Below are 26,080 nucleotides of genomic sequence, written 5' to 3'. Positions count from 1 at the left end.
TCGCCGTTCAATATTGATCGGTCGACGTCGCCAAATATCGTCTGGTTTATGGTCTGTATCGGCTGGCCGGCATAGTGGCCGCGCGCGATGCGCGAAAGCCGCACTGGGTTAACCCGCGACGAGCCGCTTCCAGCCGGCTTGAACGCGCATCCGGGCCGCGGATGCCGATCGTGCGGGCGCGGCCGGGCAGGGCGGTTATCATCGGCGTCGGCTCATTCGAATCCATGTTCCGTTATGCGATTTCTCGGCATCGATCTGGGGACCGGTTCTCTCAAGCTCGCGATCGTCGACGGCGACGGCCGCGTGCGCGCGTCGTCGGGCGCCGCGTATGCGGTCGCGACGCCGCAGCCCGGCTGGGCGGAGATCGACGTCGCCGCGTGGTGGCGCGCGCTCGTCGACGCGGCCAGGCGGCTGCCCGAGCACGAGCGCGCGCAGGTGCGGGCGATCGGCTTGTCGGGGCAGATGCACGGCGTCGTGCTGGCCGACGCGTGCGGCCGCGCGCTGCGGCCCGCGATGCTGTGGCCGGACGCGCGCGCGACCGCGCTCGTCGCGCGCTGGCCCGCGTCGCCGAATCCCGTGTCGCCGGGCATGGCGGGGCCGCTTCTCGCGTGGCTCGCCGCGCACGAGCCGGATGTGCTGCGCGCCGCGCGCTGGGCGCTGCAGCCGAAGGACTGGCTGCGCGTCGCGCTGGGCGGCGACGTCGCGAGCGATCCGTCCGACGCGTGCGCGACCGCGCTCGCCGGCCCGGACGGAGACTGGGACGATGCGCTGATCGCATCGCTCGGCCTGCCGCGCGCGCTGTTCGCCGCGCCGCGTGCATCGGATGCGCGGTGCGGCGCGTTGTCGGCCGACGCGGCGCGCGCGCTCGGGCTGCCGGCAGACGTCGCGCTCGCGACGGGCGCGGGCGATACGCCGTGCGCGGCGCTCGGCAGCGGCCTCGCGCGCGACGGCGACGCGCTGCTGACGACCGGCACGGGCGGCCAGATTGTCGTGCTGACCGCGCAGGGCGCCGCGCCGCGCGCGGGCCTGCACCGTTATCGTGCGGCGGGCGGCGCGCGCTATTACACGATGGCCGCGATGCAGAACGTCGGGATCGCGCTCGAATCGGCGCGCGGCTGGCTCGTCTATCCGGATTGGCGCGCCGCGTACGACGATGCGTTCGGCGCTCACGCGGCCGCGCAGATCAGCTTCCTGCCGTACCTGACGGGCGAACGCTCGCCGTGGATGAATCCCGCTGCGCGCGGCGGCTGGCTCGGCCTGTCGCTCGGCGATTCGCGCGGCGCTTTGATGCGCGCGGCGTTCGAGGGCGTCGCGTTCGCGCTGCGCGCGGGGCTCGATGCGATCCGCGCGGACGGCTCGCCCGTGCGCGCGCTGCGGCTCGCGGGCGGCGGCTCGGTCGATCCGCGCTGGCGGCAACTGCTGGCCGACGCGCTCGACGTCGAACTGCACGCAGTCGAGGGCGCGGACGCCGCCGCGCGCGGTGCGGCGCTGCTCGGCGGCGTCGCCGCGGAACACTGGCGCGCGACGGAGCTCGTCGCGCTCGGGCCGGGCGCGACATGCGTCGCCAAGCCCGGGCACGATGCCGCGCTCGCCGCGCGCCATGCGCGCTTCGTCGATCTGTATCGGCGGACCGAAGCGTGGTTCGACACGGGCATTTGAATATGGCCGCCGCTGCGGCGGGCGGCGATGCCGATTCGGTCCGTGCGATGTGATCATTGTCGTGAACGCGATGCGTGCGCCGCGTGCGCCGCGTCGACGCGGTGCCGCGGGGAAGGCCGGGGTACCGCGGCGGCGCAGGCGTTTTTGCCGGCAGCATGCTCGGAGATCGGTGGTTCGGCACGGGCGCGCAAGCGTTGCCGGGGTGTTGCCGGTGCGTTGCGGTTGCGTTGGCGGGGCGGCGACGGCGATGCCGGTCGGCGCGACACGCGCGTCGTCGTCGAATCGACGTATGCGCCGCGCGAATTGCATCGCCGCCGCGCCGCCGGCAAGACCGGACGGCGGCGGCGCGGGGCGCGCCGCCGGGAGCGGTCCGTCCGGGATTCCGGGAACCGTCGCCGCGCTCGCCGCGGCCCGCGCTTCAGTCCGTGAAGTCCGCGCCTTCGCTCGCGGCCGCGTCGCGTACGCCGGTGCCCGAGAAACGTTCGCGGTAAGCGCCGGGCGTCACGCCGAGGCGGCGCACGAACACGCGCCGCAGTTGATCGTCGGAATGGAACCCGCTGCGCACGGCGACCGTCTTGAGCGGCAGTTCCTCCTGCTCGAGCATGCGGCGCGCCTTTTCGAGCCGTGCGATTTCGATGAATTCGGCCGGGCGATAGCCGGTTTCCCGCACGAAGACGCGGATGAAGTTGCGCTCGCTCATCGCGGCGCGCTTCGCGAGCTGCGCGACGCTCAGACGCTCGCCGAGCGAATTCAGAATCCAGTCCTGAACGTCGCGGATCGACGAATGCGCGGTCATCTGGCTCGCCAGATACACGCTGAACTGCGATTGTCCGCCGGGCCGCTTCAGATAGATCACGAGATCGCGCGCGACGGCGAGCGCGATGTCGCGGCCGAGATCCTCCTCGACCATCGCGAGCGCGAGATCGAGGCCGGCCGTCACGCCCGCCGACGTCCACACGTTGCCTTCCCGCACGAAAATGGCGTCGGGTTCCACCTTCACGGCCGGATAGCGCGCCTGCAGCGTGTGGGCGACGCTCCAGTGCGTCGTCGCGCGGCGGCCGTCGAGCATCCCGGACTCGGCGAGAAAGAAGCAGCCCGAGCACAGCCCCACCATCCGGCCGATCCTGCCCGACACGTCGCGGCACCATCCGACGAGCATCGACGTGTCGCGCAGCGCGCGCTCGATATCCCGCGCGCCGACGACGATCGCCGTGTCCGGCACGGCGAGGGTGTCGATCGCCTTGGTCGCTTCGAGCACGATGAGGGTGTCGGACTTGACCGCGCCCTTCGCGGGCGCGGCGATCTGCAGATCGTAGACGGGCGGGAGCCCGGCGGCCGCGAGCCGCGCGTTCGCGTAATCGAACACGTTGATGACGCCGACGGCCTCGATCGCCTTGAATCCCGGATAGATCACGACATCGACGGTCGTCGTGCGATGTCGGAGGGGAATTTCCGCTGCCATGCTGCTTCACCATCGACTTGCCGAGACCGCGCCGATCTTAACCCACTTCATCGGTCGGGACGATCGCTTGCCGCGCCACGCCACGCCACGCCACGCCGCGTAGCGTAGCGGCGCACGGTTGCCTCGCTCGCGATTGCCGTCGCTCGCGAGCATGTCCGGCCGGCGGGCGCGGCCGGGGCCGGCGTTGGGCGCGATGCGCGCTTCGTCCGGCGAGCATCGCCCCTTGATCGCCGGCGCGCATGCGCGGGCTGCTCGCGCGCCTTCGCCGTCTGCGGCGCTCGTCCGCGTTCATTTCGTTCGCCCGTCTTTGCGCCGTTCAGCCGTGTTGTGCCGATCACGCCGCTGACGGCCGGCCGCGCATTCGCGAGTTGGGGTGCAATCACGGGCCGCGCGTCCGGCCGGCGGGCGCGCTCGCGCTCGCGGATGCGCCGGCTGCTTTGCCGCGCGTCGCGCATTCGGCCGGCGCACGCGCGCGCTCGGCCGCACGCAGGGCGGCGCGAGCGGAACGGCCGCCGCGACGGCCGCCGGGCCCTGACAACTTTCCGCCGATTCCTGCCAATTTCCCACCCGCTGCCGCCGGGCCGGCCGCGCATGCGGATACACTTTGGGGCACTCAACCCAGTTATTTCTCCGGAGAACACGCATGAAAACGAAAGCCGCGATCGCCTGGAAGGCGGGCGAACCGCTGACGATCGAAGAAGTCGATCTCGACGGTCCGCGCGCGGGCGAGGTGCTGATCGAAGTGAAGGCGACGGGCATCTGCCACACCGACTACTACACGCTGTCCGGCGCGGACCCGGAAGGCATCTTCCCGGCGATCCTCGGGCACGAGGGCGCGGGCGTCGTCGTCGACGTCGGGCCGGGCGTCGGTACAGTGAAGAAGGGCGATCACGTGATTCCGCTCTACACGCCCGAATGCCGCGAGTGCAAGTTCTGCCTGTCGCGCAAGACGAACCTGTGCCAGAAGATCCGCGCGACGCAAGGGCGCGGCCTGATGCCGGACGCGACGTCGCGCTTCTCGATCGGCGGCAAGCCGATCTTCCACTACATGGGCACGTCGACGTTCTCGAACTACATCGTCGTCCCCGAGATCGCGGTCGCGAAGGTGCGCGAGGACGCGCCGTTCGACAAGATCTGCTACATCGGCTGCGGCGTGACGACGGGCGTGGGCGCGGTGGTGTACTCGGCGAAGGTCGAGGCGGGCGCGAACGTCGTGGTGTTCGGCCTCGGCGGGATCGGCCTCAATGTGATCCAGGGCGCGAGGATGGTGGGCGCGGACAAGATCATCGGCGTCGACATCAACCCGAAGCGCGTCGAGCTCGCGAAGAAGTTCGGGATGACGCACTTCGTCAATCCGAACGAGGTCGAGAACGTGGTCGATCACATCGTGCAGCTCACGGACGGCGGCGCGGACTATTCGTTCGAATGCATCGGCAACGTGAAGGTGATGCGCCAGGCGCTCGAGTGCACGCACAAGGGCTGGGGCCAGTCTTTCATCATCGGCGTCGCGGCGGCGGGCGAGGAGATCAGCACGCGGCCGTTCCAGCTCGTGACGGGCCGCGAATGGAAGGGCTCGGCGTTCGGCGGCGCGCGTGGCCGCACCGACGTGCCGAAGATCGTCGACTGGTACATGGAAGGCAAGCTCAACATCGACGATCTGATCACGCACACGCTGCCGCTCGAGAAGATCAACGACGGCTTCGACCTGATGAAGACGGGCGAATCGATCCGCTCGGTGGTGCTGTATTGATCGCGGGCTTCGGATGGGAGCGGGCGCGGCGCACAAGTCAGCGCAGCGTCCGTTCGGCATCCGAGCGACGGCTTCGGATGGGAGCGGCGCGCGAAGCGCTGGGCTGGGGCCGACGCCGACGCGCTCCCGGCTTTGCAGGGGCCGGACCCGGCGCTCGGTCGCTCGCTTCGGCCGACGTCCGGCCGATATCCGGCTGACATGCGCGCTGCGGCGCCAACCGCTCTGAACGGGATTGGACCCGGCGCTCGAGCGCCGGGTCGACAGGAGAGAACGATGCTTGAACTCGTTTCGTCGCATGCATGTCATGGCGGCGAGCAGCGCTTCTATCGGCACGAATCGAAGACGATCGGACTGCCGATGAAGTTCTCCGCGTACCTGCCGCCGCAGGCGGCGCACGGCCGCGTGCCGGCGCTGTTCTACCTCGCGGGGCTCACGTGCACGGAAGAGACGTTCGCGATCAAGGCGGGCGCGCAGCGTTTCGCCGCGCAGCACGGGATCGCGCTCGTTGCGCCCGATACGAGCCCGCGCGGCGCGGGCGTGCCGGGCGAGGCCGACGCGTGGGACTTCGGCGTCGGCGCGGGCTTCTACGTGAATGCGACCGAGGCGCCGTGGGCCGCGCACTGGCGGATGGATTCGTACGTCGTCGACGAGCTGCGCGAGATCGCGACGGCCGGGCTGCCGATCGACGGCGCGCGGCTCGGCATCTTCGGCCACTCGATGGGCGGCCACGGCGCGCTCGTGCTCGCGCTGCGCAATCCGCACGTGTATCGGTCGGTGTCGGCGTTCGCGCCGATCGCCGCGCCGTCGCGCTGCCCGTGGGGCGAGAAGGCGTTGTCCGGCTATCTGGGCGCCGATCGCGCAGCGTGGAAGCAGTACGACGCGAGCGAACTCGTCGCGCGCGCGGGCGCGAAGCGTTTCGACGAAGGCATCCTGATCGATCAGGGGCTCGCCGACCAGTTCCTGCCGACGCAACTGAACCCGGACGTGTTCGAAGCCGCGTGCCGCGCGGCGGGACAGCCGCTCACGCTGCGCCGCCACGAAGGCTACGACCACGGCTATTACTTCATCTCGACGTTCATCGCCGATCACATCGCGCATCACGCGCGCGTGCTGGGGCGATGAACCGATGAGCGCGCGATAAGCTCAATAAGCCCAGCCCGATCGCGCGCCGCGATGCGGCAACGAAAAGCCCGCACGGCTCGAAGGAGCGGTGCGGGCTTTTTTCATCGGCCGGGCGCGGCGCGTGACGGCACGGCAGGACACCACGCGTGACGGCACGGCGCGCGCCGCCGCGCGCGTCATCGCGCGCCGTCGCGCGTCACGCGTGACGCCGTCTTCCGACGAGGCTCGTGCCGTACACGGCCGCCGACAGCGCGGTGATCCAGAAGCTCGTCGGCCAGTCGGTGTAGTACGCGAGCGTGATGCCGAGCCATGCCTGGCCGAGCGCGAACGCGGCCGCGAGCCAGACGCCCGTCGACAGGCGCGCCGCGAGGTTTTGCGCGGCGGCGGCCGGCCCGACGAGCAGCGTGAACACGAGCAGCACGCCGACGATCTGCGTGCACGCGGCGACGGCGAGCGCGCAGATCGACAGGAACAGGATCGACACGAGCCGCAGCGACACGCCTTTCGCCTCCGCGAGCTCCGGCTGCAGCGACGCGAAGAGGAGCGGGCGCGCGATCGCCGCGAGCGCGGCGAGGCTCACGGCGCCGATCGCGGCGAGCACGACGAGCGTCGCGTGGCTCACGCCGAGCACGTTGCCGAACAGGAGCGCCGTGACCTGCGTCGCATAGCTCGTGTAGAAATGCAGGAACAGCAAGCCGCACCCGAGCGCGACGGACAGGGTCACGCCGATCGCGACGTCGCGGCCCGCGAGCCGCTCGCCGAGCGCGCCCATGCTGATGCCCGCGGCGAGCGTGAAGCCGATCATCCCCCAGATCGGCGACAGGCCGAAGAGCGCCGCGCCCGTCGCGCCGGTGAAGCCGACGTGCGACAGCGCGTGGCCCGCGAACGTCTGCCCGCGCAGCACGAGGAAATAGCCGACGACGCCCGCGAGCACGGCGACGATCCCCGCCGCCGCGAACGCGTTGATCATGAATTCGTATTCAAACATCGTGTGTGCGCCTGCCGCCGTGTGAACGCGCGTGCCCGCGGCCGTGCGCGTGATCGTGGCCGTGGCCATGATCGTGGTCGTGCTCGTCCTCGTGCCCGTGATCGTGCTTCTCGACTTCGACGTCGCCCGACATCACGAAGATGCGGCCGTTCACGCGCATCACGTCGATCGGCGAGCCGTACAGGCGCGACAGCACGGGCTTCGTGATCACCTCGTCGACGGTGCCGAGCGCCGCGACGCCGTTGCCGAGATACAGCACGCGGTCGAGCGCGTTCAAGAGCGGATTGAGCTCGTGCGCGGAGAACAGCACGGTGATGCCGAGCTCGCGCTGCACGCGCCGCACGAGCTCGACGACGCCGCGCTGATGGTTCGGATCGAGGCTGATGAGCGGCTCGTCGAGCAGCAGGAGCTTCGGCGCGCCGAGCAGGCATTGCGCGAGCAGCAGGCGCTGGCGCTCGCCGCCCGACAGCTCGGACAGCGGCCGCTTCGCGAGCGCCGTCGCGCCGACGAGCTCGAGCACGCGGTCGACGTCGGCGGCGATCGCGGCGCTCGCGTGGGGCAGCCCCCAGCGATGGCCGTCCGCCGCCGTCGCGACGAAATCGCGGCCGCGCACGCGGCGTCCGGCGAGCGCGCTGCGAACCTGCGGCATGTAGCCGATCGCCGGATTGCCGCGCGCGACGGGCTCGCCCGCGACGCGAATCGAGCCGGATTGCGCGGGCACGAGGCCGAGCAGCGCGCGCATCAGCGTCGTCTTGCCCGCGCCGTTCGGCCCGAGCACGCCGACGAATTCGCCCGGCTCGACGGCGAAGCTCGCGTCGCGCAGGATCGTGCGGCCGCCGAGCGCGAGCGTCACGTGATCGAGTTCGAGCGCATGCCTGGGGTGGGTCATGTCGTGGCCGTTGCTAGACGTTCGTTACGGGCGCTGGCCGAGCGCCGCCGCGAGCGCGTCGAGCTGGGCGAGCATCCATTGCTGGAAGGTCTTGCCGGCGGGCTGCGTCTCGGTGACGCTCACGCTCGGCACGCGCGCGTCCTGCGCGAGCTTCAACATCCGCTTCGTCATCGGCTCGACCGCCTGGCTGTTGTAGATCAGCACGCGCACCTGGCGCTTCTTCAGATCGTTCTCGAACGCGGCGACGTCGGCGGGGCTCGCCTCGGTATTGTTCATCGTCGCGAGCTGGAAGCGCTGATTGCGCATGTCGAGCCCGATCGCGTCGGCCATGTAGCCGAACACGGGCTCCGTCGCGGTCACGGGCGCGCCCTTGTAGCGTGCGCGCAGCTCGGCGACCTTCGCGTCGACCGGCTTCATCGACGCGACGAACCTCGCCAGATTCGCGTCGTACTCGGCCTTGTGCGCGGGGTCCGCCGAACCGAGCGCCGCGGCGAGCGCGCGCGCGGCGGCGGGCATCGTCGCCGGGTCATACCACAGGTGCGGGTTGTCGCCCGCCTTCCTGCCGACGAGCTCGGCGACGACGACGATCGTGCGCTTCGCGTTCTTCGACGCGGCGAGGAGCTTCGCCATCCACGGATCGTAGTCGGCGCCGTTGTAGATCACGAGGTCCGCGCGCTGCAGCTCGCGCGCGACCTTCGGGCTCGCTTCGAACAGATGCGGGTCCTGATCCGGATTGCTGAGGACGCTCGACACCGCGACGTGCGCGCCGCCGATCTGCTTCGCGACGTCGCCGTAGAAATTCTCGGCGGCGACGATCTTGACGGCCGCGTTCTGCGCGAACGCGGCGCCCGCGAACGCGAGCGCGGCGGCTCCGGCGGCGAGCGCGCGCGCCGCGCGCAGCAGCGGCGACGAGCGAAGCGTGAGCGGCGAGCGCGCCGGGCGCGATGAAGGGGCAAGCGCGCGCAGCGGCGCGCGCGACGTGGCGGCAAGGGTCATGCGGTCGATCCTCGATTCGGTTGACGAGATGAAAAGCCGGAAAAACAGCCGGAAAGCGCGGCGCAAGGACGCGGCGGACGGCTCAGCCGTGGGGCGCGTGCTTCGTCTTGCACTGCCCGCACAGGCCGGTGAGCTCGACGACCTGCCGGTGCACCTCGAAGCCGTGCGCGGGCGGGCTCGCCGACAGCTGCTTGGCGAGATCGCCGCCCGGAATCTCGACGGTCTCGCCGCATTCCTCGCAGATCAGGAACTGCCCTTCGTGCGGCTTGCTGATCTCGCAGCAGGCGATGAACGCGTTCTTCGATTCGATCCGGTGGATGAAGCCGTGCTCGACGAGAAACTCGAGCGCGCGGTAGACGGTCGTCGGCGGCACGCGGCCGCGCTGCGGCTCGAGCTCGGCGAGCAGATCGTATGCGCCGATCGGCCGGCCGGCGGCGAGCACGTGCTCGTAGACCTGCCGGCGCAGCGGCGTCCACGCGAGCCCGTGCTCGGCGGCGAACGCGTCGGCGCGGGAAAGGCGGGCGGCGAGGGAGTGGGTCGAGGCCATCGTGCGAACCGGTCGGGCGGGAGATGCGTGATGATATAACGTATCCGGGCGCGCTGCATCCCCGCGCCGCACATCCCGCCGCAACCCCTGCAAGCCTTGTCCCGCCTGGGCCGTCCGCCTCCGCGATGCGGCGGCGCATCATCGAAAGACCGATTTTCCGCCTTGACAGTGCCGGCTTCGTGGCCGATCATTCGTTCGCAATCGGAGCAAATGATCGGTTAATGAGCGAACGCTCGGTTTCGCGGCCGGCGGCGCGACGTATAACGAATCCGAATCGGAGACACCAGTGAGACTGCAGCGGAAAGTCGCGATCCTGACGGGCGCGGCAAGCGGTATCGGCGAAGCGGTGGCGCGACGCTATCTGGCAGAGGGCGCGCATTGCGTGCTCGTCGATCTGAAACCGGCCGACGGCTCCCTCGCGCGGCTCGTCGACGCGCATCCCGGCCGCGCGGTCGCCGTGCCGGCGGACGTCACGCGCCGCGACGACATCGCGCGCATCGTCGCCACGGCCGTCGAGCGCTTCGGCGGCGTCGACATTCTCTTCAACAACGCGGCGCTGTTCGACATGCGCCCGCTCCTCGACGAATCGTGGGACGTGTTCGATCGCCTGTTCGCGGTCAACGTGAAGGGCATGTTCTTCCTGATGCAGGCGGTCGCGCAGCGCATGGTCGAGCAGGGGCGCGGCGGCAAGATCATCAACATGTCGTCGCAGGCGGGACGCCGCGGCGAGGCGCTCGTGTCGCACTACTGCGCGACGAAGGCCGCGGTGCTGAGCTACACGCAGTCGGCCGCGCTCGCGCTCGCGAAGCACCGGATCAACGTGAACGGGATCGCGCCCGGCGTGGTCGACACGCCGATGTGGGAGCAGGTCGACGCGCTCTTCGCGCGCTACGAGAACCGTCCGCTCGGCGAGAAGAAGCGGCTCGTCGGCGAAGCGGTGCCGCTCGGCCGGATGGGCGTGCCCGATGATCTCGCCGGCGCGGCGCTCTTTCTCGCCTCGGCGGACGCCGACTACATCACCGCCCAGACGCTGAACGTCGACGGCGGCAACTGGATGAGCTGACATCATGGCCGCGATCGTCGTCGCGGGCGAACTGCTCGCCGAATTCGTCGCCGCGAAGCGCGGCCAGGGCTTCGACGCGCCGGGCGAGTTCGCCGGCCCGTTCCCGAGCGGCGCGCCCGCGATCTTCGCCGATCAGGCGGCGCGCATGGGCGCGTCGGTCGCGTATGCGGGCTGCGTCGGCCGCGATGCGTTCGGCGACGCGATCGTCGCGCGGCTCGCGGGCCACGGCGTCGACGTCGCGCGCATTCGCCGCGCCGCGCGGCCGACCGGCATCGCGTGCGTCGCGTATCGCGCGGACGGCGGCCGGCAATTCGTATTCAGCATCGAAGGCAGCGCGAGCGCGCTGCTCGAGCCGGCCGACGTCGATGCGTCGATGTTCGCCGGCTGCCGCTATTTCCACGTGATGGGCTCGTCGCTCACGAGCGAGAACGCGATCGCCGCGGTGAAGCGCGGCGTGATCGAGGCGGCGCGCGTCGGCGCGAAGATCTCGTTCGATCCGAACGTGCGCGCCGAGATGCTCGCCTTCGAGCCGATGCGCGCGGCGCTTCACGAGCTGCTCGACGCGTGCCACCTGTTCCTGCCGAGCGAAGTCGATCTGCCGTACTTTTGCGGGCCGCAGCCCGCCGAGCGCGCGATCGCGGGGCTGCTCGCGACGCATCCGCTGCTCGAGCGCGTCGTGCTCAAGCGCGGCGCGGCGGGCAGCGCCGCGTTCGACCGCACGGGCAGCGTCGCCGCGCCCGCGTACGCGACCGCCGAAGTCGATCCGACCGGCGCGGGCGACTGTTTCGGCGGCACGTTCGTCGCCGGCGCGATCGCGGGGCTGCCGGTGGCGACCGCCCTCATGCGCGCGAACGCGGCGGGCGCGCTCGCGGTGTCGCGCATCGGGCCGATGGAGGGCAACAGCATGCCGGACGACATCGACCGTTTTCTCGCCGAGCGGGGTGTGCGATGCGCGGCGTGAACGCGATCGCGCAACGTCCGCGCGCGAGCGGCCACGTGCAGCTCTTGCGCGAGATCTTCGACGCGAACCGCGCAGGCCGCGCGAGCGGCATCTATTCGGTGTGCAGCGCGCATCGCCTCGTGCTCGAAGCGGCGCTCGAGGCGGCGCGCGCCGACGAATCGCCGCTGCTCGTCGAGGCCACCTGCAATCAGGTCAATCACCGCGGCGGCTATACCGGGATGACGCCCGCGGATTTCCGCCGCGACGTCGACTCGCTCGCGCGTGAAGCGGGCTTTCCGGCGCAGGCGCTGATTCTCGGCGGCGATCATCTCGGCCCGAATCCGTGGCGGCACCTGGCCGCGCGCGACGCGATGCGCGAGGCGCGGGCGATGGTCGCCGCGTATGTGGCCGCCGGCTTCACGAAGATTCATCTCGACGCGAGCATGGCGTGCGCGGACGACGCCGCGCCGCTGCCCGACGCGACGATCGCCGAGCGCGCCGCGCAACTGTGCGCGGCCGCCGAAGAAGCGGCGGCCGGCGCCGGCGTGTCGCCCGTCTACGTGGTCGGTACCGAAGTGCCGACGCCGGGGGGCGAGGTGAGCGCGGCGCAGACGGAAACGGCAAACGATCCGGATGACGAAGCAAATCCGCCTGCGCGCCATGCGCGCGGCGGCGCGGCGGCCGACGACGGCGCGTTCGCGCGGATCGACGTCACGCGCGCGGCGAGCGTGAGCGCCACGCTCGCCGCGCACCGCGACGCGTTTGCGCGACATGGCTTGCTGGACGCGTGGTCGCGCGTGATCGCGATCGTCGCGCAGCCGGGCGTCGACTTCGACGATCGCCGCGTGCTCGACTACGATCCGGTGCGCGCGGCCGAGCTCGGCGCGAGCGTGCTGCGCGCGCCGGGCCTCGTGTTCGAGGCGCATTCGACCGACTATCAGACGGAAGGCGCGCTCGCCGCGCTCGTGCGCGATCACTTCGCGATCCTGAAGGTTGGCCCGGCGCTGACCTTCGCGCTGCGCGAGGCGTTGTTCGCGCTCACTTACATCGAGGATGCGCTCTTCGACGACGCGTCAGAGCGCTCGCAGCTGCGCGACGTGATCGACGCGGCGATGCGCGAGCGCCCCGAATACTGGGCGCCTTACTACCGCGGCGACGCGCTCGCGCAGCGGCTCGCGCGCCAGTTCAGCTACAGTGACCGGATTCGCTATTACTGGCTGCAGCCCGCCGTCGCGGCGGCGCTCGATCGCCTGCTCGACAACCTCGCGCGCCGCGCGCCGCCCGAGACGCTCGTCGCGCAATGGCTGCCCGACGCGTACGCGGCATGCCGGCGCGGCGAGCTCGCGCGCGAGCCGGTCGCATGGGTGCGCCATCGCATCCGGGACGTGATCTCGCGCTACGCGCGCGCGTGCGCATTGCAGCAAGGCGCTTGAAGCAGCCTGCCCGACAGGCGGCAACACGAAATCAAAACAGGAGACATGCCATGCAACGAAAGCCGTTCATCGCCGCCGCCGCCCGCGTTGCCGCCGGCGCCGCGCTCGCGTCGTCGGCGCTCGCCGCGCACGCGGCGACGCTGACGATCGCGACGCTCAATAACCCGGACATGATCGAGCTGAAGAAGCTCTCGTCCGCGTTCGAGAAGGCGAACCCGGACATCCGGCTCAACTGGGTGATCCTCGAGGAGAACGTGCTGCGCCAGCGCGCGACGACGGACATCACGACGGGCAGCGGCCAGTTCGACGTGATGGCGATCGGCACGTACGAAGCGCCGCAGTGGGGCAAGCGCGGCTGGCTCGCGCCGATGACGAACCTCTCCGCCGATTACGATCTGAACGACGTGATCAAGACGGCGCGCGACTCGCTGTCGTACAACGGCCAACTGTATGCGTTGCCGTTCTACGTCGAGAGCTCGATGACGTTCTACCGCAAGGACCTGTTCGCGGCGAAGGGCCTGAAGATGCCCGAGCAGCCGACCTACGACCAGATCGCCGAATTCGCCGACAAGCTCACCGACCGCGCGAGCGGCACGTACGGAATCTGCCTGCGCGGCAAGGCGGGCTGGGGCGAGAACATGGCGTACGTGTCGACGGTCGTCAACACGTTCGGCGGCCGCTGGTTCGACGAGAACTGGAACGCGCAGCTCACGTCGCCCGAGTGGAAGAAGGCGATCAACTTCTACGTGAATCTGCTGAAGAAGAACGGGCCGCCCGGCGCGAGCTCGAACGGCTTCAACGAGAACCTGACGCTCACCGCGTCGGGCAAGTGCGCGATGTGGATCGACGCGACGGTCGCGGCGGGCATGCTGTACAACAGGCAGCAATCGCAGGTGGCGGACAAGATCGGCTTCGCGGCGGCGCCCGTGGCCGTCACGCCGAAGGGCTCGCACTGGCTGTGGGCGTGGGCGCTCGCGATCCCGAAGACATCGAAGCAGCAGGACGCGGCGAAGAAGTTCATCGCGTGGGCGACGTCGAAGCAATACGTCGAAATGGCCGGCAAGGACGAGGGCTGGGCGTCGGTGCCGCCCGGCACGCGCCAGTCGACGTATCAGCGCGCCGAGTACAAGGCCGCCGCGCCGTTCTCCGACTTCGTGCTGAAGGCGATCCAGACCGCCGATCCGAACGATCCGTCGCTGAAGAAGGTGCCGTACACGGGCGTGCAGTATGTCGGGATTCCTGAATTCCAGTCGTTCGGCACCGTCGTCGGCCAGGCGATCGCGGGCGCGGTGGCGGGGCAGATGAGCGTCGACCAGGCGCTCGCGGCGGGACAAGCCGCGGCGGATCGCGCGGTGCGCCAGGCCGGCTACCGGAAGTGAAGCGCCGCGCGCGCGGCGTGGCGCTCCTCGCGGGCGCGGCGCGCACGGCATCGCAGCAACGCGGGCGCGCGGCGGTGCGCTCGCCCGCGCATCGAAAGAGGTGGTTCCGATCATGCGTCACTTACGTCTTCCTCTCGCTCACTCGGCGCCGCTCGGCGATGCGGGGCCCGCCGCCGACGAGCGCGCGCGCGGCAAGCCGGCGCGCTGGCTCGTGACGCCGTCCGTCGCCGTGCTGTTCCTGTGGATGGCGATTCCGCTCGCGATGACGATCTGGTTCTCGCTCACGCGCTACAACCTGCTGAATCCCGACGTCAAGGGTTTCGCCGGCCTCGACAACTACCGCTTCCTCGCAACCGATCCGTCGTTCTTGCCGGCAATCTGGCACACGCTCGCGCTGATCGGCTCCGTGCTCGCGATCACGGTCGCGGGCGGCGTGCTGATGGCGGTGCTGTTCGATCGCAAGTTTTACGGGCAGGGCGTCGCGCGCCTGTTCGCGATCGCGCCGTTCTTCGTGATGCCGACGGTGTCGGCGCTCATCTGGAAGAACATGATCCTGCATCCGGTGTACGGGCTCGTCGCGCGCGCGATGCGCGCGCTCGGCATGCAGCCGATCGACTGGTTCGCGCAGTATCCGCTCGCGTCGATCGTGATGATCGTCGCGTGGCAGTGGCTGCCGTTCGCGTTCCTGATTCTGTTCACCGCGATCCAGTCGCTCGACCAGGAGCAGAAGGAGGCCGCGCGGATCGACGGCGCGGGCCCGATCGCGATGTTCTTCTACATCACGCTGCCGCACCTGAAGCGCGCGATCGCGGTCGTCGTGATGATGGAGACGATCTTCCTGCTGTCGATCTTCGCGGAAATCTACACGACGACGGGCGGCGGCCCGGGCGACGCGACGACGAACCTGTCGTACCTGATCTACGCGCTCGGCCTGCAGCAGTTCGACGTCGGGCTCGCGTCGGCGGGCGGCATTCTCGCCGTCGTGCTCGCGAACGTCGTGTCGTTCTTCCTCGTGAGAATGCTCGCGCGGAATCTGAAAGGGGAGTACGAAGCATGAGCGATCTGACCGCATCGACCACACACGGCGCGTCGCGCGGCGCGGGCGGCGGGCTGCCCGCCGCGCTCGGCGCCGCGAAGCGCGCGCTGCCGGGCGTGCTCGCATGGCTCGTCGCGCTCGCGCTGTTCTTTCCGATCTTCTGGATGGCGATCACCGCGTTCAAGACCGAGCAGCAGGCGTATTCGTCCGCGCTCTTCTTCGTGCCGACGCTCGACAGCTTCCGCGAGGTATTCGCGCGCAGCAACTATTTCGCGTTCGCGTGGAACTCGGTGCTGATCTCGGCGGGCGTCACGGTGATCTGCCTGCTGCTCGCCGTGCCCGCCGCGTACGCGATGGCGTTCTTTCCGGCCAAGCGCACGCAGAAAGTGCTGCTGTGGATGCTGTCGACGAAGATGATGCCGTCCGTCGGCGTGCTCGTGCCGATCTATCTGATGTGGAAGAACGCGGGCCTGCTCGACACCGTGTCCGGGCTCGTGATCGTCTACACGCTGATCAATCTGCCGATCGCGGTGTGGATGACGTTCACGTATTTCAACGAGATCCCGAAGGACATCCTCGAGGCGGGGCGCATCGACGGCGCGTCGACGTGGCAGGAAATCGTCTATCTGCTGATGCCGATGGCGCTGCCCGGCCTCGCGTCGACCGCGCTGCTGCTCGTGATCCTGTCGTGGAACGAAGCATTCTGGAGCATTAACCTGTCGAGCTCGAACGCCGCGCCGCTCACGGTGTTCATCGCGTCGTACTCGAGCCCCGAAGGGCTCTTCTGGGCGAAGCTGTCGGCGGCGTCGCTGCTCGCCGTCGCGCCGATTCTCGTCGTCGGCTGGCTGTCGCAGAAGCAGCTCGTGCGCGGCCTCACGTTCGGGGCGGTCAAATGACGGCGCATGCGAGCGGCGCGCGCGCGCTCGTCTGCGATTGCGACGGCGTGCTGATCGACAGCGAGGCGATCGCGGCCGACGTGCTCGTGCGCGAGCTCGAGGCGCGCTGGCCGGGCGTCGCGGTGCGGCCGATCGTGATGCCGCTCCTCGGCCTGCGCACGGAGCGCGTGCTCGACAGCGCGAGCGCGCGCGCGGGCCGCTCGCTCGCCGATTCGGATGTCGAAGCGATTCGGCGCAGCGTCGAGGCGGCGGCCGTCGAGGCGCCCGTCGTCGACGGCATCGACGCGGCGCTCGCGCGAATCGACCTGACGATCGCGTGCGCGAGCAACAGCCGCCGGCATTACGTCGACGCCGCGCTGCGACGCACGGGCCTCAAGCGTTTCTTCGGCGAACGAATCTTCTGCGCGGACGGCGTCGCGCGGCCGAAGCCCGCGCCCGACGTTTATCTGGCCGCCGCGCACACGCTCGGCGTCGCGCCGTCGCGATGCCTCGTCGTCGAGGACAGCGCGACGGGCGTGACGGCCGCGTCGGCGGCCGGCATGACGGTGCTCGGCTTCGTCGGCGGCGGCCACGCGTCGCCGTCGCATGTGTGCGCGCTGCGCGGCATCGGCGCGCGGCGCGTGTTCGACGACATGCGCGAGCTGCCCGGACTCGTCGCGCAGTGGGTCGAGACGGGCGCGGTCGAGCCGCATTGAACGATCGTGCCGCGCGCGCATGGCGCGCCGCGCGGCCGCACAACTGAACGGAGACAAATCATGGCAAGCGTGCTCCTGCGCAACATCGGCAAGCGCTACGACGACAACGAAGTGCTGCGCAACGTGAACCTCGACATCGCGGACGGCGAGTTCGTCGTGTTCGTCGGGCCGAGCGGCTGCGGAAAATCCACGCTGATGCGGATGATCGCCGGGCTCGAGGACATCACGAGCGGCGATCTGCTGATCGACGGCGCGAAGGTCAACGACGCGCCGAGCGCGAAGCGCGGCATCGCGATGGTGTTCCAGTCGTATGCGCTCTATCCGCACATGACGCTCTACGACAACATGGCGTTCGGCCTGAAGCTCGCGGGCGCGAAGAAGCAGGAGATCGACGACGCGGTGAAGCAGGCCGCGAAGATCCTGCACATCGATCATCTGCTCGACAGGAAGCCCAAGCAGCTCTCGGGCGGGCAGCGGCAGCGCGTCGCGATCGGCCGCGCGATCACGAGAAAGCCGAAGGTGTTCCTGTTCGACGAGCCGCTGTCGAACCTCGACGCGGCGCTGCGCGTGAAGATGCGGCTCGAGTTCGCGCGGCTGCACGACGAGCTGAAGACGACGATGATCTACGTGACGCATGATCAGGTCGAGGCGATGACGCTCGCCGACAAGATCGTCGTGCTGTCGGCGGGCAGCGTGCAGCAGGTCGGCACGCCGAACGCGCTGTATCACGCGCCGGCGAACCAGTTCGTCGCCGGCTTCATCGGCTCGCCGAAGATGAACTTTCTCGCGGGCGCGATCGAATCGGCATCGGCCGACGGCGCGCTCGTGCGCTTCGCGACGGGCGAGACGCAGCGCGTCGGCGTCGATGCGGCGAGGCTGCGCGCTGGCGAGCGCGTGACGGTCGGCATTCGGCCCGAGCATCTGCAGGTCGGCGTCGCGGGCGGCGACGGCATCGTCGCTCGGACGATGGCCGTCGAATCGCTCGGCGACGCCGCGTATCTGTACGCGGAGTCGGCGGTTGCGCCGGACGGGTTGATCGCGCGCATTCCGCCGCTCGACACGCATCGCGCGGGCGAGATGCTGCGCGTCGGCGCACAGCCCGAGCATTGCCATCTGTTCGACGCAGACGGGCGCGCGCTCGAGCGCAAGCCGGAGCGCGCGCTGGCGGCTTGACGCGACGGCGAAGGCGCACATGCTGGTTCGTGACGTGACGTGACGTGACGTGACGTGACGTGATGCGATGCGATGCGATGCGTCGGGCTCGGCGCCGCCTTTCACGCCGGCCGAAGCGCACGCGAGCGAGCCAGGCCGCGTGCGCGATGCGCGCGACGCGACGCCGCCCGCGCGCCGTCGCGATCACGCGAGCAGCTTGGGATCGCGTTTGCCGTACTTGATCGAGCGCTCGTCGGCGACCATCAGCCCGGTGTTCTCGTCGCGCCCTTGCAGCACGAGCCGCGCGTTCTTCGCGCCGATCTGCTCGGCCGCCTTGCGGCTGTCGAGGCCGATCTCGCCTTTCTTCATCCGGTTGACGATCACGCCGACGGCGGTATCGTCGAAGTCGCGCAGCATCCATGCGTCGCCGTCGCTGTCGCCGAACACGAGAAGCGGCCCGTAGCCCTTCTTCGCCTGCAGTTCGCGGCGAATGCCGACCGTCTTGCCCGGCCCGTAGTTGAAATGCCAGTCCGGCAGGTATTCGTTCACGTACTTGCCGTCGGCCGTCACGAGCCGCATGCCGATCACGTTCTCGGCGGGCACGCCGTAGCCGAACGCCGGGTGGCCCGCGAACACGCGCACGACGTCGTCGAGCGACGCGGTGCTGACGTATACGTCGATGCCGTTCGAGCGCAGCGTGTCCATCACCGCGCGAATTTCCTCGTGGATGCGGATGCCGTGGAAGTGCGTCGCGGCGATGACGCCCGCTCGGCCCGGCAGCACGCGCGAGCTCTCGTACGTGACCTTGCGCAGCGCGTCGCCGAGATTCGCGACGTTGCTGTCGAACGCCATCGTCTGCAGTTCGTCGCGCGTCATGCCCGCGTACCAGTACATGATCCACTTGTAGCCGATCTCGACGGGATACGTGTCGCAGATCGCGTCGTACATGAAGTACAGCTTCGCGCGGAAATCCTTGAACTGCTCGCTGCGGCGGATCTCGTCGAGCGGCTTGTCGCCGGCGAGGCCCCGGTAGTTCGCGTGCAGCCAGCGATAGTCGGCGTCGACGTCGGCGGCGATGTCCTCCATGCGCACCGGCTTGCCGTCGACCGTCGTGTAGCCGAGCTTCGCATCGAACGGGCCGTCGGGCACGCCCTGGCGCAGGATCGCGGAGAACTGCTCGGGCGTGAGCCGGTAATGCAGCCCGTCGATCTGGTGCATCAGCAACGCCTCTTCGCAGTCGTTCATGATGCTCGTGTTGTCCCAGTCGAACACCGCGTACGGGCGGCGGTCGGCGCGGTAGCGCGCGCCCGTCGAGCCGTGCTCGGCGAGCACCGCGCGCAGCCGCGCGACGTTGTTCGGCGACCAGCGGCCCGGTGTGAGCGAGAGCGGGGCCGCGGGCGCGTCGGATGCGGCGCGCGCGGGGGACCATGCGGCGGCCGCGAGCGCGGCCGAGGCGCTCGCGACCGAGCGCACGAAGTGTCGACGTCCTGTTTTCATCGAGTTCTCCGAAGGGGATTCGCACGCCGAAGCCGGGCGGATTGCGCGGCCGCCCGCTGAGCCGCCGGAACAGGCGGGTGCCGCTCAGCATCGTTGCCCATAAAACGAATCGCCCGACAAAATCGGACATCCATGTGTCGAAATGCGACCGGGGCGGCGGCGCGCGCGGCTTCGCGCGGCCGGTTCGGGGAAATCCGTGGATATGTGTCGACGTGCGGGCGGTATCGGCACCGGCATTGGCCCGGCATCGGCACCAGCGCTAGCATCCGCATCCGCATCCGCATCTGCATCTGCATCTGCATCTGCATCGGCATCTGCATCTGCATCTGCATCGGCATCGGCATCGGCATCGGCCGCGCCGAGTACGAGCACGAGCACGAGCACGGGCGCGAGCCATCCGATCGCGCGCGGCCGGCGCGTCTCCATTCGCTCGCGGCCGGCGGCCGGCCGCGCCGCGGGAAATCCGTTGCTCGCCCCGTGCGGGCCGATCGACGACGTGCGGACAACGCGCGCGCCTGGCCTACGCGAACATGCGCCCGGCGATGAAATCGACGAACGCGCGCAGCTTCGGCGAAGCGTGCCGCCCCGACGGCCATAGCACGTAGAACGACTGCGAGCGCTCGACGTATGCGTCGAGCGCCGTGCGCAGCCGGCCGCTCGCGAGCTCGTCGCGCACGGCGAATTCCGGCACGCATGCGATGCCGCGCCCGCGCACCGCGAAGCACGCGCGCGTCTCGACGTTGTTGCAGATCATCGACGTCGGCAGCTCGACGTCGGCGTCGCCGGGCGCGGGCCGCAGCGGCCAGCGCTCCAGCTTGCCGCTGCTCGGAAAGCGATAGTGGAGGCATGCGTGGCGCGCGAGATCGGCGGGCGTGTCCGGCGCGCCGTGACGCGCGAAATAATCGGGCGAGCCGACGATGACCTGCTTGTACGTGCCGAGCAGCCGCGACGACAGCCGCGAATCGCGCGGCTCGCCGCCGCGCACGACCGCGTCGAAGCCTTCGTCGATCACGTCGACGAGCCGATCGGTGAAATCGAGGTCGAGCAGGATGTCCGGGTAGGCCGCCATGAAGTCGGCGAGCACGGGCAGCACGGGCGCGCTGATCGCGGGCAGGCTCACGCGCAGCCGGCCGCTCGGCGCGTGCGCGCTGCGCGACAGCTCCTGCTCGGCTTGCTCGATTTCCGCGAGCACGCGCCGGCACCGCTCGAGAAAGCGCGCGCCCTCGGCCGTCAGCGCGATGCTGCGCGTGCTGCGATGAAAGAGCCGCACGTTCAGCCGCGCTTCGAGCCGCGCGATCCGCTTGCCGACGGCCGATGCGGATACGCCCAGCGCGCGGGCCGCCGCGACGAAGCTGCGAGTCTCCGCGACCTGCACGAACACGACGAACCCGCTCAGACTCTCCATTCGATCGCTCCCGATTGCGGACATCGATGTCCGCAGTGTCAGGAACTCTATCCTAGTTTTTCTTCATTCGCCGGCTGCCTACCATGAGCGCTTCATCCACTGCATGAGGAAGCGCCATGTCCCTTTCATCGTTGTCCGGGCTCGGCGGGCGGCTCGACGCGGCCATCGACGCCGCACTGACCGAGCGGCGCGTCGTCGGCGCCGTCGTGCTCGTCGCGCGGCGCGGCGAGCTCGCGTATCGGCGCGCGGCGGGATTGGCCGATCGCGAGGCCGGCGCGCCGATGCGCGAAGACGCGCTGTTCCGGCTCGCGTCGGTTTCGAAGCCGATCGTGTCGGCGGCGGCGATGCGCGCCGTCGCGGCGGGCAAGCTCGATCTCGACGCGAGCGTCACGCGCTGGCTGCCCGGGTTCACGCCGCCGCTGGCGGACGGGCGCCCGGCGCGCATCACGGCGCGACATCTGCTGTCGCATACGGCGGGCCTCGGCTACCGTTTTCTCGAAGCGCACGCGCACGGCCCGTATGCGCGCGCCGGCGTGTCGGACGGCATGGATCTCGCCGGCATTTCGCTCGCCGAGAATCTGCGCCGCATCGCGAGCGTGCCGCTGCAGTTCGAGCCGGGCGCGTCATGGGCGTATTCGGTCGCGACCGACGTGCTCGGCGCGCTCGTCGAAGCCGCGTGCGACATGCCGCTCGAGGACGCGGTGGCGGCGCTCGTGACGACCCCGCTCGGCATGGTCGACACGCGCTTTTACGCGCACGACGCGGCGCGGCTTGCAACGCCGTATGTCGACGCGTCGGGCGTCGCTGCGTCGGGCGTCGCTACGCCCGGCGAGCCCCGGCGCATGGCGTCGCTCGAAATCGCGCCGCCGTTTCCCGACACTGTCGGCATCCGCTTCGCGCCCGCCCGCGCGCTCGATCCGCATGCGTTCGCATCGGGCGGCGGCGGGATGGTCGGCACGGCGTCCGATGTCCTCGCGCTGCTCGAGGCGTTGCGCACCGGCGGCGACGGCTGGCTGCCCGCCGCGCGGATCGACGACATGGCGCGCATCCAGCCGGGCGCGGCCGATCTGCCGACGGCGCCCGGCTTCGGCTTCGGGCTCGGATTTTCGGTGCTGCGCGACCCGGTCGCCGCGCAATCGCCGGAATCCGCCGGCACGTGGCGCTGGGGCGGCGCGTATGGTCACGCGTGGTTCGTCGACCGCGCGGCCGGCTTGAGCGTCGTGGCGCTCACCAATACCGCCTACGAGGGCATGTCGGGACGCTTCGTCGCCGATGTGCGCGACGCGGTGTACGGCGCGGTTTGCGCCGCGCGGGAGCGTGCGGCATGAGCGACTGCACGACGCAATCCGTCGCGTTCGCGCGGCCGTCGCGCGCGGCGGCGCGCCTGCCGCTCGCCGGCCTGCTCGCGCTCGCGACGGCGGGCTTCATCACGATCGTGACCGAGGCGCTGCCCGCCGGGCTGCTGCCGCTGATGGGCCGCGACCTGCGCGTGTCGGAGGCGCTCGTCGGCCAGCTCGTCACCGTCTACGCGATCGGCTCGATCGTCGCGGCGATTCCGCTCGTCGCGATCACACGCGGCATGCGCAGGCGGCCGCTCCTGCTCATCGCGCTCGCGGGCTTCGTCGTCGCGAACACGGCGACGGCGGCGTCGCCGCATTACGCGTTCGTGCTCGTCGCGCGCTTCGTCGCCGGCGTCGCGGCGGGGCTCCTGTGGGCGCTGCTCGCGGGCTACGCGAGCCGGATGGTGGACGAGCGGCTGCGCGGCCGCGCGATCGCGATCGCGATGCTCGGCGCGCCCGTTGCGATGTCGATCGGGATTCCGCTCGGCACGACGCTCGGCGCGGCGCTCGGCTGGCGCGCGACGTTCGCCGGCGTGACGGCGCTCACGCTCGCGCTGATCGCGTGGGTGTGCGCGAGCCTGCCCGATGCGCCGGGGCAGCCGTCGGGCGGGCGGCTGCCGGTCGGCCGCGTGCTGGCGGTGCCGGGCGTGCTGCCCGTGTTGTCGGTGATGTTCGCGTATGTGCTCGCGCACAACATTCTCTACACGTACATCGCGCCGTTTCTCGCGAGCGCGCGGATGGGCGCGCGGATCGATGCGGCGTTGTTCGTGTTCGGCGCGGCGTCGTTCGTCGGAATCGGCCTGACCGGCGTGTGGATCGGCAACGGGCTGCGGCGGCTCGCGCTCGCGAGCATCGCGCTGTTCGCGCTCGCGTCGGCGCTGCTCGGCGCGGCGAGCGAATCGCCCGCCGTCGTCTATGCGGGCGTCGCCGCGTGGGGGCTCACGTTCGGCGGCGCGGCGACGATCTTCCAGACCGCGTCGGCGAACGCGGCGGGCGACGCGGCCGACGTCGCCCAATCGATGATCGTCACGGTCTGGAATCTCGCGATCGCGGGCGGAGGCGTCGCGGGCGGCGTGCTGCTCGAGCGGTTCGGCGCGCGCGCGATGCCGTGGGCGCTCGTCGCGCTACTCGTGCCCGCGTGGGTCGGCGCGTGGCGCGCGCGCCGGCACGGTTTTCCGGCGGCCCGCGCGTCGTGACGGGCGGAATGCGCGCGCGGCGCGAGCCCGGCCGGCGCGGTTATTCCGCGAGCGCGGCCCGCGCGCAAGTCTCGTCGGTCACGAGCCCCGACAGCCAGCCGCCGCGCAGCGCGGCGAGCACCGCGGCGCGCTTGCGCGGCCCGCCCGCGAAGCCGATCGTCGGCCGCTTCGGCGGCGCGTCGAGCGCAACGCTCGTCACGCGCGTGCTCGTCGACGCGACGATCGGCCGGCCCTGCGCGTCGATCGGCAGGCCGAGCATCTCGGCCACCGCGCCGAGCTCGACCATCTCGTTGAGCTCTTGCTCGGTGATGAAGCCGTCCTCGTACAGCGGGCAGTGCGCGCCGATGTTGCCGACGCCGACGAACGCGACGTCCGCCTCCGCCGAGAGCTTCTCGACGATCCGGTACAGCCGGTGATTGCACCACTGCGCGCGCTCGGCCTCGCTGTCGGCGAAGAGCGGCGCGGGCAACAGGAAGTGCTTGCCGCCCGTCTTCTCGGAGATGTGCTGCGCGACGTCGTACGGGTTCGACGAGCCGTCCTGCGCGATCGCGCCCACCATCGACACGAGCCGGTGCTGCGGCCGCTCGAGCTGCGCGATCTGCGCGACCGCGGCCTTCAGCGTGCGGCCGCTGCTCACCGCGATCACCATCGGCCTGTCTTCGTTCAGATAGCGCTCCATCACCTGCGCGCCCGCGACGGCGAGCTTGCGGTCGATCGCGTCGGGCGCGTCGCCGTCGATCGGCACGACTTCGCACATCGCGAGGCCGTAGCGCTTCGACAGCTGCGCGGCGAGATCGAGGCAATCGGCGACGCGGTGGTCGACGCGCACGCGAATCAGGTTTTTCTCGACCGCGAACGCGACGAGGCGCTGCGCGACGGGGCGCGACACCTGCAGCTTCTCGGCGATTTCGTTCTGCGTGTCGCCCGCGACGTAGTAGAGCCAGGCGGCGCGCGTCGCGAGATCGAGTTTTTCGGAGGACTTGGACACGGTAGGGCAATCTCAGGTCGGGCGCGCGCGACGGGCGCGAGGCGGGCTGTCGGGCGCCGGGAAAATTCGCACTTTAGCGCACCGCGCTCAAGCGAGCCGCTCGCGCGACGGCTCGAACAGCGGCCGCACGTGGCGATACAGCGCGCGGAACGCGTCGAGCCGCTCGCGCAGCGCCGCGTGGCGGGCCGGGTGCGGCGCGAACTCGTCGTGCAGCGGCGGCTTCGTCAGCACGTCGCGCGCGTCGCCGCCGACCGCGAGCCAGCCGAGCCGCGCCGCGCCGAGCGCCGCGCCCGTCTCGCCGCCGCCGTGCCGGCGCGTGCGCACGCCGAGCGCGTCGGCGATCAGCTGCGCCCAGTACGCGCTTCTCGCGCCGCCGCCGATCAGCGACAGCGCGTCGGTCTGCGTGCCGCCCGCGATCAGCGCGTCGAAGCCGTCGGCGAGCGCGAGCGTCACGCCTTCGAGCACGGCATGGCCGAGCAGCGCGCGATCGGTGCCGTGCGTCATCCCGAAGAACACGCCTTGCGCGTACGGATCGTTGTGCGGCGTGCGCTCGCCGGACAGATAGGGCAGGAAGATCGGCGCGTTCTCGCACGCGGCGGGAGCGAGCGCGGCGATTTCGGCGAGGAGCGCCGGCTCGTCGGTCGACGTGAGCTTGCAGACCCAGCGCAGGCAGCTCGCCGCCGACAGCACGACGCTCATCTGCTGCCAGCGGTCCGGAATCGCGTGGCAGAACGCGTGGACGGCCGAGGCGGGGTTCGGCCGGAAGCGGTCGCCGACGACGCTCAGCACGCCCGACGTGCCGAGCGACACGAAGCCGTCGCCCGGCTGAGTCGCGCCGATGCCGAGCGCGCTCGTCGCGTTGTCGCCGCCGCCGCCCGCGACGACGACCGTTGCGGCGAGCCCGAGCTCGCGCGCGACGTCCGCGCGCAGCGTGCCGGACGGCGCGTTGCCTTCGACGATCCTCGGCATCTGCGCGCGCGCCATGCCGCCCGCGGCGAGGAGCGCGTCGGACCAGTCGCGCTTGGCGGCGTCGAGCCACAGCGTGCCCGCCGCGTCGGACGGGTCGGACACCTTCGCGCCCGTGAGCTTCAGGCGCAGATAATCCTTCGGCATCAGCACGCACGCGATCTCGCGGAATACGTCGGGCTCGTGCCGCGCGACCCACAGCAGCTTCGGCGCGGTGAAGCCCGGCATCGCGAGGTTGCCGGCGATCGCGTGAAGATCGGGCGCGCGCGCGTCGAGCTGCGCGCATTCGTCTGCGCTGCGCATGTCGTTCCACAGGATCGCGGGGCGCAGCACGCGGTCGTCGCGATCGAGCAGCACCGCGCCGTGCATCTGGCCGGACAGGCCGATCCCGCGCACGTCGGCGAACGCGCGCGGATGCTGCGCGCGCAATGCGGCGAGCGCGGCGAGCGTGCCCGTCCACCAGTCGTCCGGATGCTGCTCGGCCCAGCGCGGATGCGCGCGCTCGACGGTAAACGGCGTGCCCGCGGTGCCGATGACGACGCCGTCGGGCGAAAGCAGCAGCACCTTCACTTCGGAAGTGCCGAGATCGATACCGAGATACATGGGCGAAAACGGTGCGTCGACAGGAAGCCGCTACTTTAGCCGCGCGCTCGCCGCCGTGCCAATGGCGATTTGACCCGA

22 protein-coding genes are annotated in these 26,080 nt (G+C 70.6%); 13 read left to right on the top strand and 9 right to left on the bottom strand.

What is annotated here, in order from left to right:
- The first annotated feature begins 234 nt into the window (after positions 1–234).
- Positions 235–1,659, top strand: coding sequence for a xylulokinase (locus WS78_RS15510; protein ID WP_059581333.1), 1,425 nt, complete (start codon positions 235–237; stop codon positions 1,657–1,659).
- A 418-nt stretch (positions 1,660–2,077) separates the two neighbouring features.
- Here the strand turns inward: WS78_RS15510 and WS78_RS15505 are convergent, their stop codons facing one another.
- On the bottom strand, positions 2,078–3,121 hold the full coding sequence (locus tag WS78_RS15505) for a GlxA family transcriptional regulator (RefSeq protein ID WP_038750863.1): 1,044 nt from the start codon (positions 3,119–3,121) through the stop codon (positions 2,078–2,080).
- A 643-nt stretch (positions 3,122–3,764) separates the two neighbouring features.
- On the opposite strand from WS78_RS15505, the gene WS78_RS15500 reads away from it, so the two are divergent.
- Positions 3,765–4,871 carry an S-(hydroxymethyl)glutathione dehydrogenase/class III alcohol dehydrogenase gene (locus tag WS78_RS15500; RefSeq protein ID WP_038750861.1) on the top strand — a complete coding sequence of 369 codons (1,107 nt, stop codon included), beginning with the start codon at positions 3,765–3,767 and terminating at the stop codon, positions 4,869–4,871.
- A gap of 273 nt (positions 4,872–5,144) precedes the next feature.
- Positions 5,145–5,993 (top strand): S-formylglutathione hydrolase, encoded by an 849-nt coding sequence (fghA, locus tag WS78_RS15495; protein WP_059581337.1) that lies wholly within the window; start codon positions 5,145–5,147, stop codon positions 5,991–5,993.
- 196 nt (positions 5,994–6,189) lie between these two features.
- On the opposite strand, the gene WS78_RS15490 is transcribed toward fghA, so the two are convergent.
- The 4 genes from WS78_RS15490 to WS78_RS15475 all read right to left on the bottom strand — a co-directional run bounded on the left by WS78_RS15490 (position 6,190) and on the right by WS78_RS15475 (position 9,413).
- Positions 6,190–6,981, bottom strand: a complete 792-nt coding sequence (locus tag WS78_RS15490; RefSeq protein WP_059581511.1) for a metal ABC transporter permease — start codon at positions 6,979–6,981, stop codon at positions 6,190–6,192.
- Entirely contained in the window at positions 6,974–7,870 is an 897-nt protein-coding gene (locus WS78_RS15485; RefSeq protein WP_038750858.1) for an ABC transporter ATP-binding protein, read from the bottom strand. Before WS78_RS15485 ends, WS78_RS15490 begins: the two co-directional genes overlap by 8 nt.
- A gap of 24 nt (positions 7,871–7,894) precedes the next feature.
- Positions 7,895–8,866: a metal ABC transporter solute-binding protein, Zn/Mn family gene (locus WS78_RS15480; RefSeq protein ID WP_059581341.1), complete on the bottom strand. Its 972-nt coding sequence runs from the start codon at positions 8,864–8,866 to the stop codon at positions 7,895–7,897.
- Positions 8,867–8,948: 82 nt separating this feature from the next.
- The gene (locus WS78_RS15475) at positions 8,949–9,413 is read right to left on the bottom strand and encodes a Fur family transcriptional regulator (protein WP_038750855.1); all 465 of its coding nucleotides are present in this window, start codon (positions 9,411–9,413) and stop codon (positions 8,949–8,951) included.
- A 286-nt stretch (positions 9,414–9,699) separates the two neighbouring features.
- On the opposite strand from WS78_RS15475, the gene WS78_RS15470 reads away from it, so the two are divergent.
- The 8 genes from WS78_RS15470 to WS78_RS15435 all read left to right on the top strand — a co-directional run bounded on the left by WS78_RS15470 (position 9,700) and on the right by WS78_RS15435 (position 18,028).
- Complete coding sequence (locus tag WS78_RS15470; RefSeq protein ID WP_038750853.1) at positions 9,700–10,476, top strand: L-iditol 2-dehydrogenase; 777 nt, start codon at positions 9,700–9,702, stop codon at positions 10,474–10,476.
- A 4-nt stretch (positions 10,477–10,480) separates the two neighbouring features.
- A complete protein-coding gene (locus WS78_RS15465; RefSeq protein ID WP_038750851.1) occupies positions 10,481–11,437 on the top strand; it encodes a sugar kinase in 957 nt (318 codons plus the stop codon).
- Entirely contained in the window at positions 11,425–12,849 is a 1,425-nt protein-coding gene (locus tag WS78_RS15460) for a D-tagatose-bisphosphate aldolase, class II, non-catalytic subunit (protein WP_038750849.1), read from the top strand. The genes WS78_RS15465 and WS78_RS15460 overlap by 13 nt, the downstream gene beginning before the upstream one ends.
- Before the next feature lie 50 nt (positions 12,850–12,899).
- Entirely contained in the window at positions 12,900–14,228 is a 1,329-nt protein-coding gene (locus WS78_RS15455) for an ABC transporter substrate-binding protein (protein WP_059581344.1), read from the top strand.
- Between the two features lie 112 nt (positions 14,229–14,340).
- Complete coding sequence (locus WS78_RS15450; protein ID WP_038750846.1) at positions 14,341–15,285, top strand: carbohydrate ABC transporter permease; 945 nt, start codon at positions 14,341–14,343, stop codon at positions 15,283–15,285.
- Positions 15,282–16,160, top strand: coding sequence for a carbohydrate ABC transporter permease (locus WS78_RS15445; protein ID WP_059581348.1), 879 nt, complete (start codon positions 15,282–15,284; stop codon positions 16,158–16,160). The genes WS78_RS15450 and WS78_RS15445 overlap by 4 nt, the downstream gene beginning before the upstream one ends.
- Positions 16,157–16,855, top strand: a complete 699-nt coding sequence (locus WS78_RS15440) for an HAD family hydrolase (RefSeq protein ID WP_059581352.1) — start codon at positions 16,157–16,159, stop codon at positions 16,853–16,855. The genes WS78_RS15445 and WS78_RS15440 overlap by 4 nt, the downstream gene beginning before the upstream one ends.
- A gap of 60 nt (positions 16,856–16,915) precedes the next feature.
- Positions 16,916–18,028, top strand: a complete 1,113-nt coding sequence (locus WS78_RS15435; protein ID WP_059581354.1) for an ABC transporter ATP-binding protein — start codon at positions 16,916–16,918, stop codon at positions 18,026–18,028.
- Positions 18,029–18,211: 183 nt separating this feature from the next.
- Here WS78_RS15435 and WS78_RS15430 read toward each other — a convergent pair whose 3' ends face one another.
- Positions 18,212–19,504, bottom strand: coding sequence for a haloacid dehalogenase-like hydrolase (locus WS78_RS15430; RefSeq protein ID WP_059581356.1), 1,293 nt, complete (start codon positions 19,502–19,504; stop codon positions 18,212–18,214).
- 520 nt (positions 19,505–20,024) lie between these two features.
- Complete coding sequence (locus WS78_RS15420; RefSeq protein WP_059581363.1) at positions 20,025–20,909, bottom strand: LysR family transcriptional regulator; 885 nt, start codon at positions 20,907–20,909, stop codon at positions 20,025–20,027.
- A 116-nt stretch (positions 20,910–21,025) separates the two neighbouring features.
- Between WS78_RS15420 and WS78_RS15415 the strand changes: the two genes are divergently transcribed.
- Both WS78_RS15415 and WS78_RS15410 read left to right on the top strand, forming a co-directional pair.
- Complete coding sequence (locus WS78_RS15415; RefSeq protein ID WP_059581366.1) at positions 21,026–22,237, top strand: serine hydrolase domain-containing protein; 1,212 nt, start codon at positions 21,026–21,028, stop codon at positions 22,235–22,237.
- Positions 22,234–23,445, top strand: a complete 1,212-nt coding sequence (locus tag WS78_RS15410; protein WP_038750883.1) for an MFS transporter — start codon at positions 22,234–22,236, stop codon at positions 23,443–23,445. Before WS78_RS15415 ends, WS78_RS15410 begins: the two co-directional genes overlap by 4 nt.
- Before the next feature lie 40 nt (positions 23,446–23,485).
- Here the strand turns inward: WS78_RS15410 and WS78_RS15405 are convergent, their stop codons facing one another.
- Both WS78_RS15405 and xylB read right to left on the bottom strand, forming a co-directional pair.
- Positions 23,486–24,433, bottom strand: a complete 948-nt coding sequence (locus WS78_RS15405) for a sugar-binding transcriptional regulator (RefSeq protein WP_038750826.1) — start codon at positions 24,431–24,433, stop codon at positions 23,486–23,488.
- An 87-nt stretch (positions 24,434–24,520) separates the two neighbouring features.
- Entirely contained in the window at positions 24,521–26,002 is a 1,482-nt protein-coding gene (gene xylB / locus WS78_RS15400; protein WP_059581368.1) for a xylulokinase, read from the bottom strand.
- Between the last annotated feature and the right edge of the window lie 78 nt (positions 26,003–26,080).

It is taken from the genome of Burkholderia savannae, from assembly GCF_001524445.2.
Lineage (GTDB): Bacteria > Pseudomonadota > Gammaproteobacteria > Burkholderiales > Burkholderiaceae > Burkholderia > Burkholderia savannae.
This window is presented reverse-complemented; position numbering and strand designations above follow the sequence as displayed.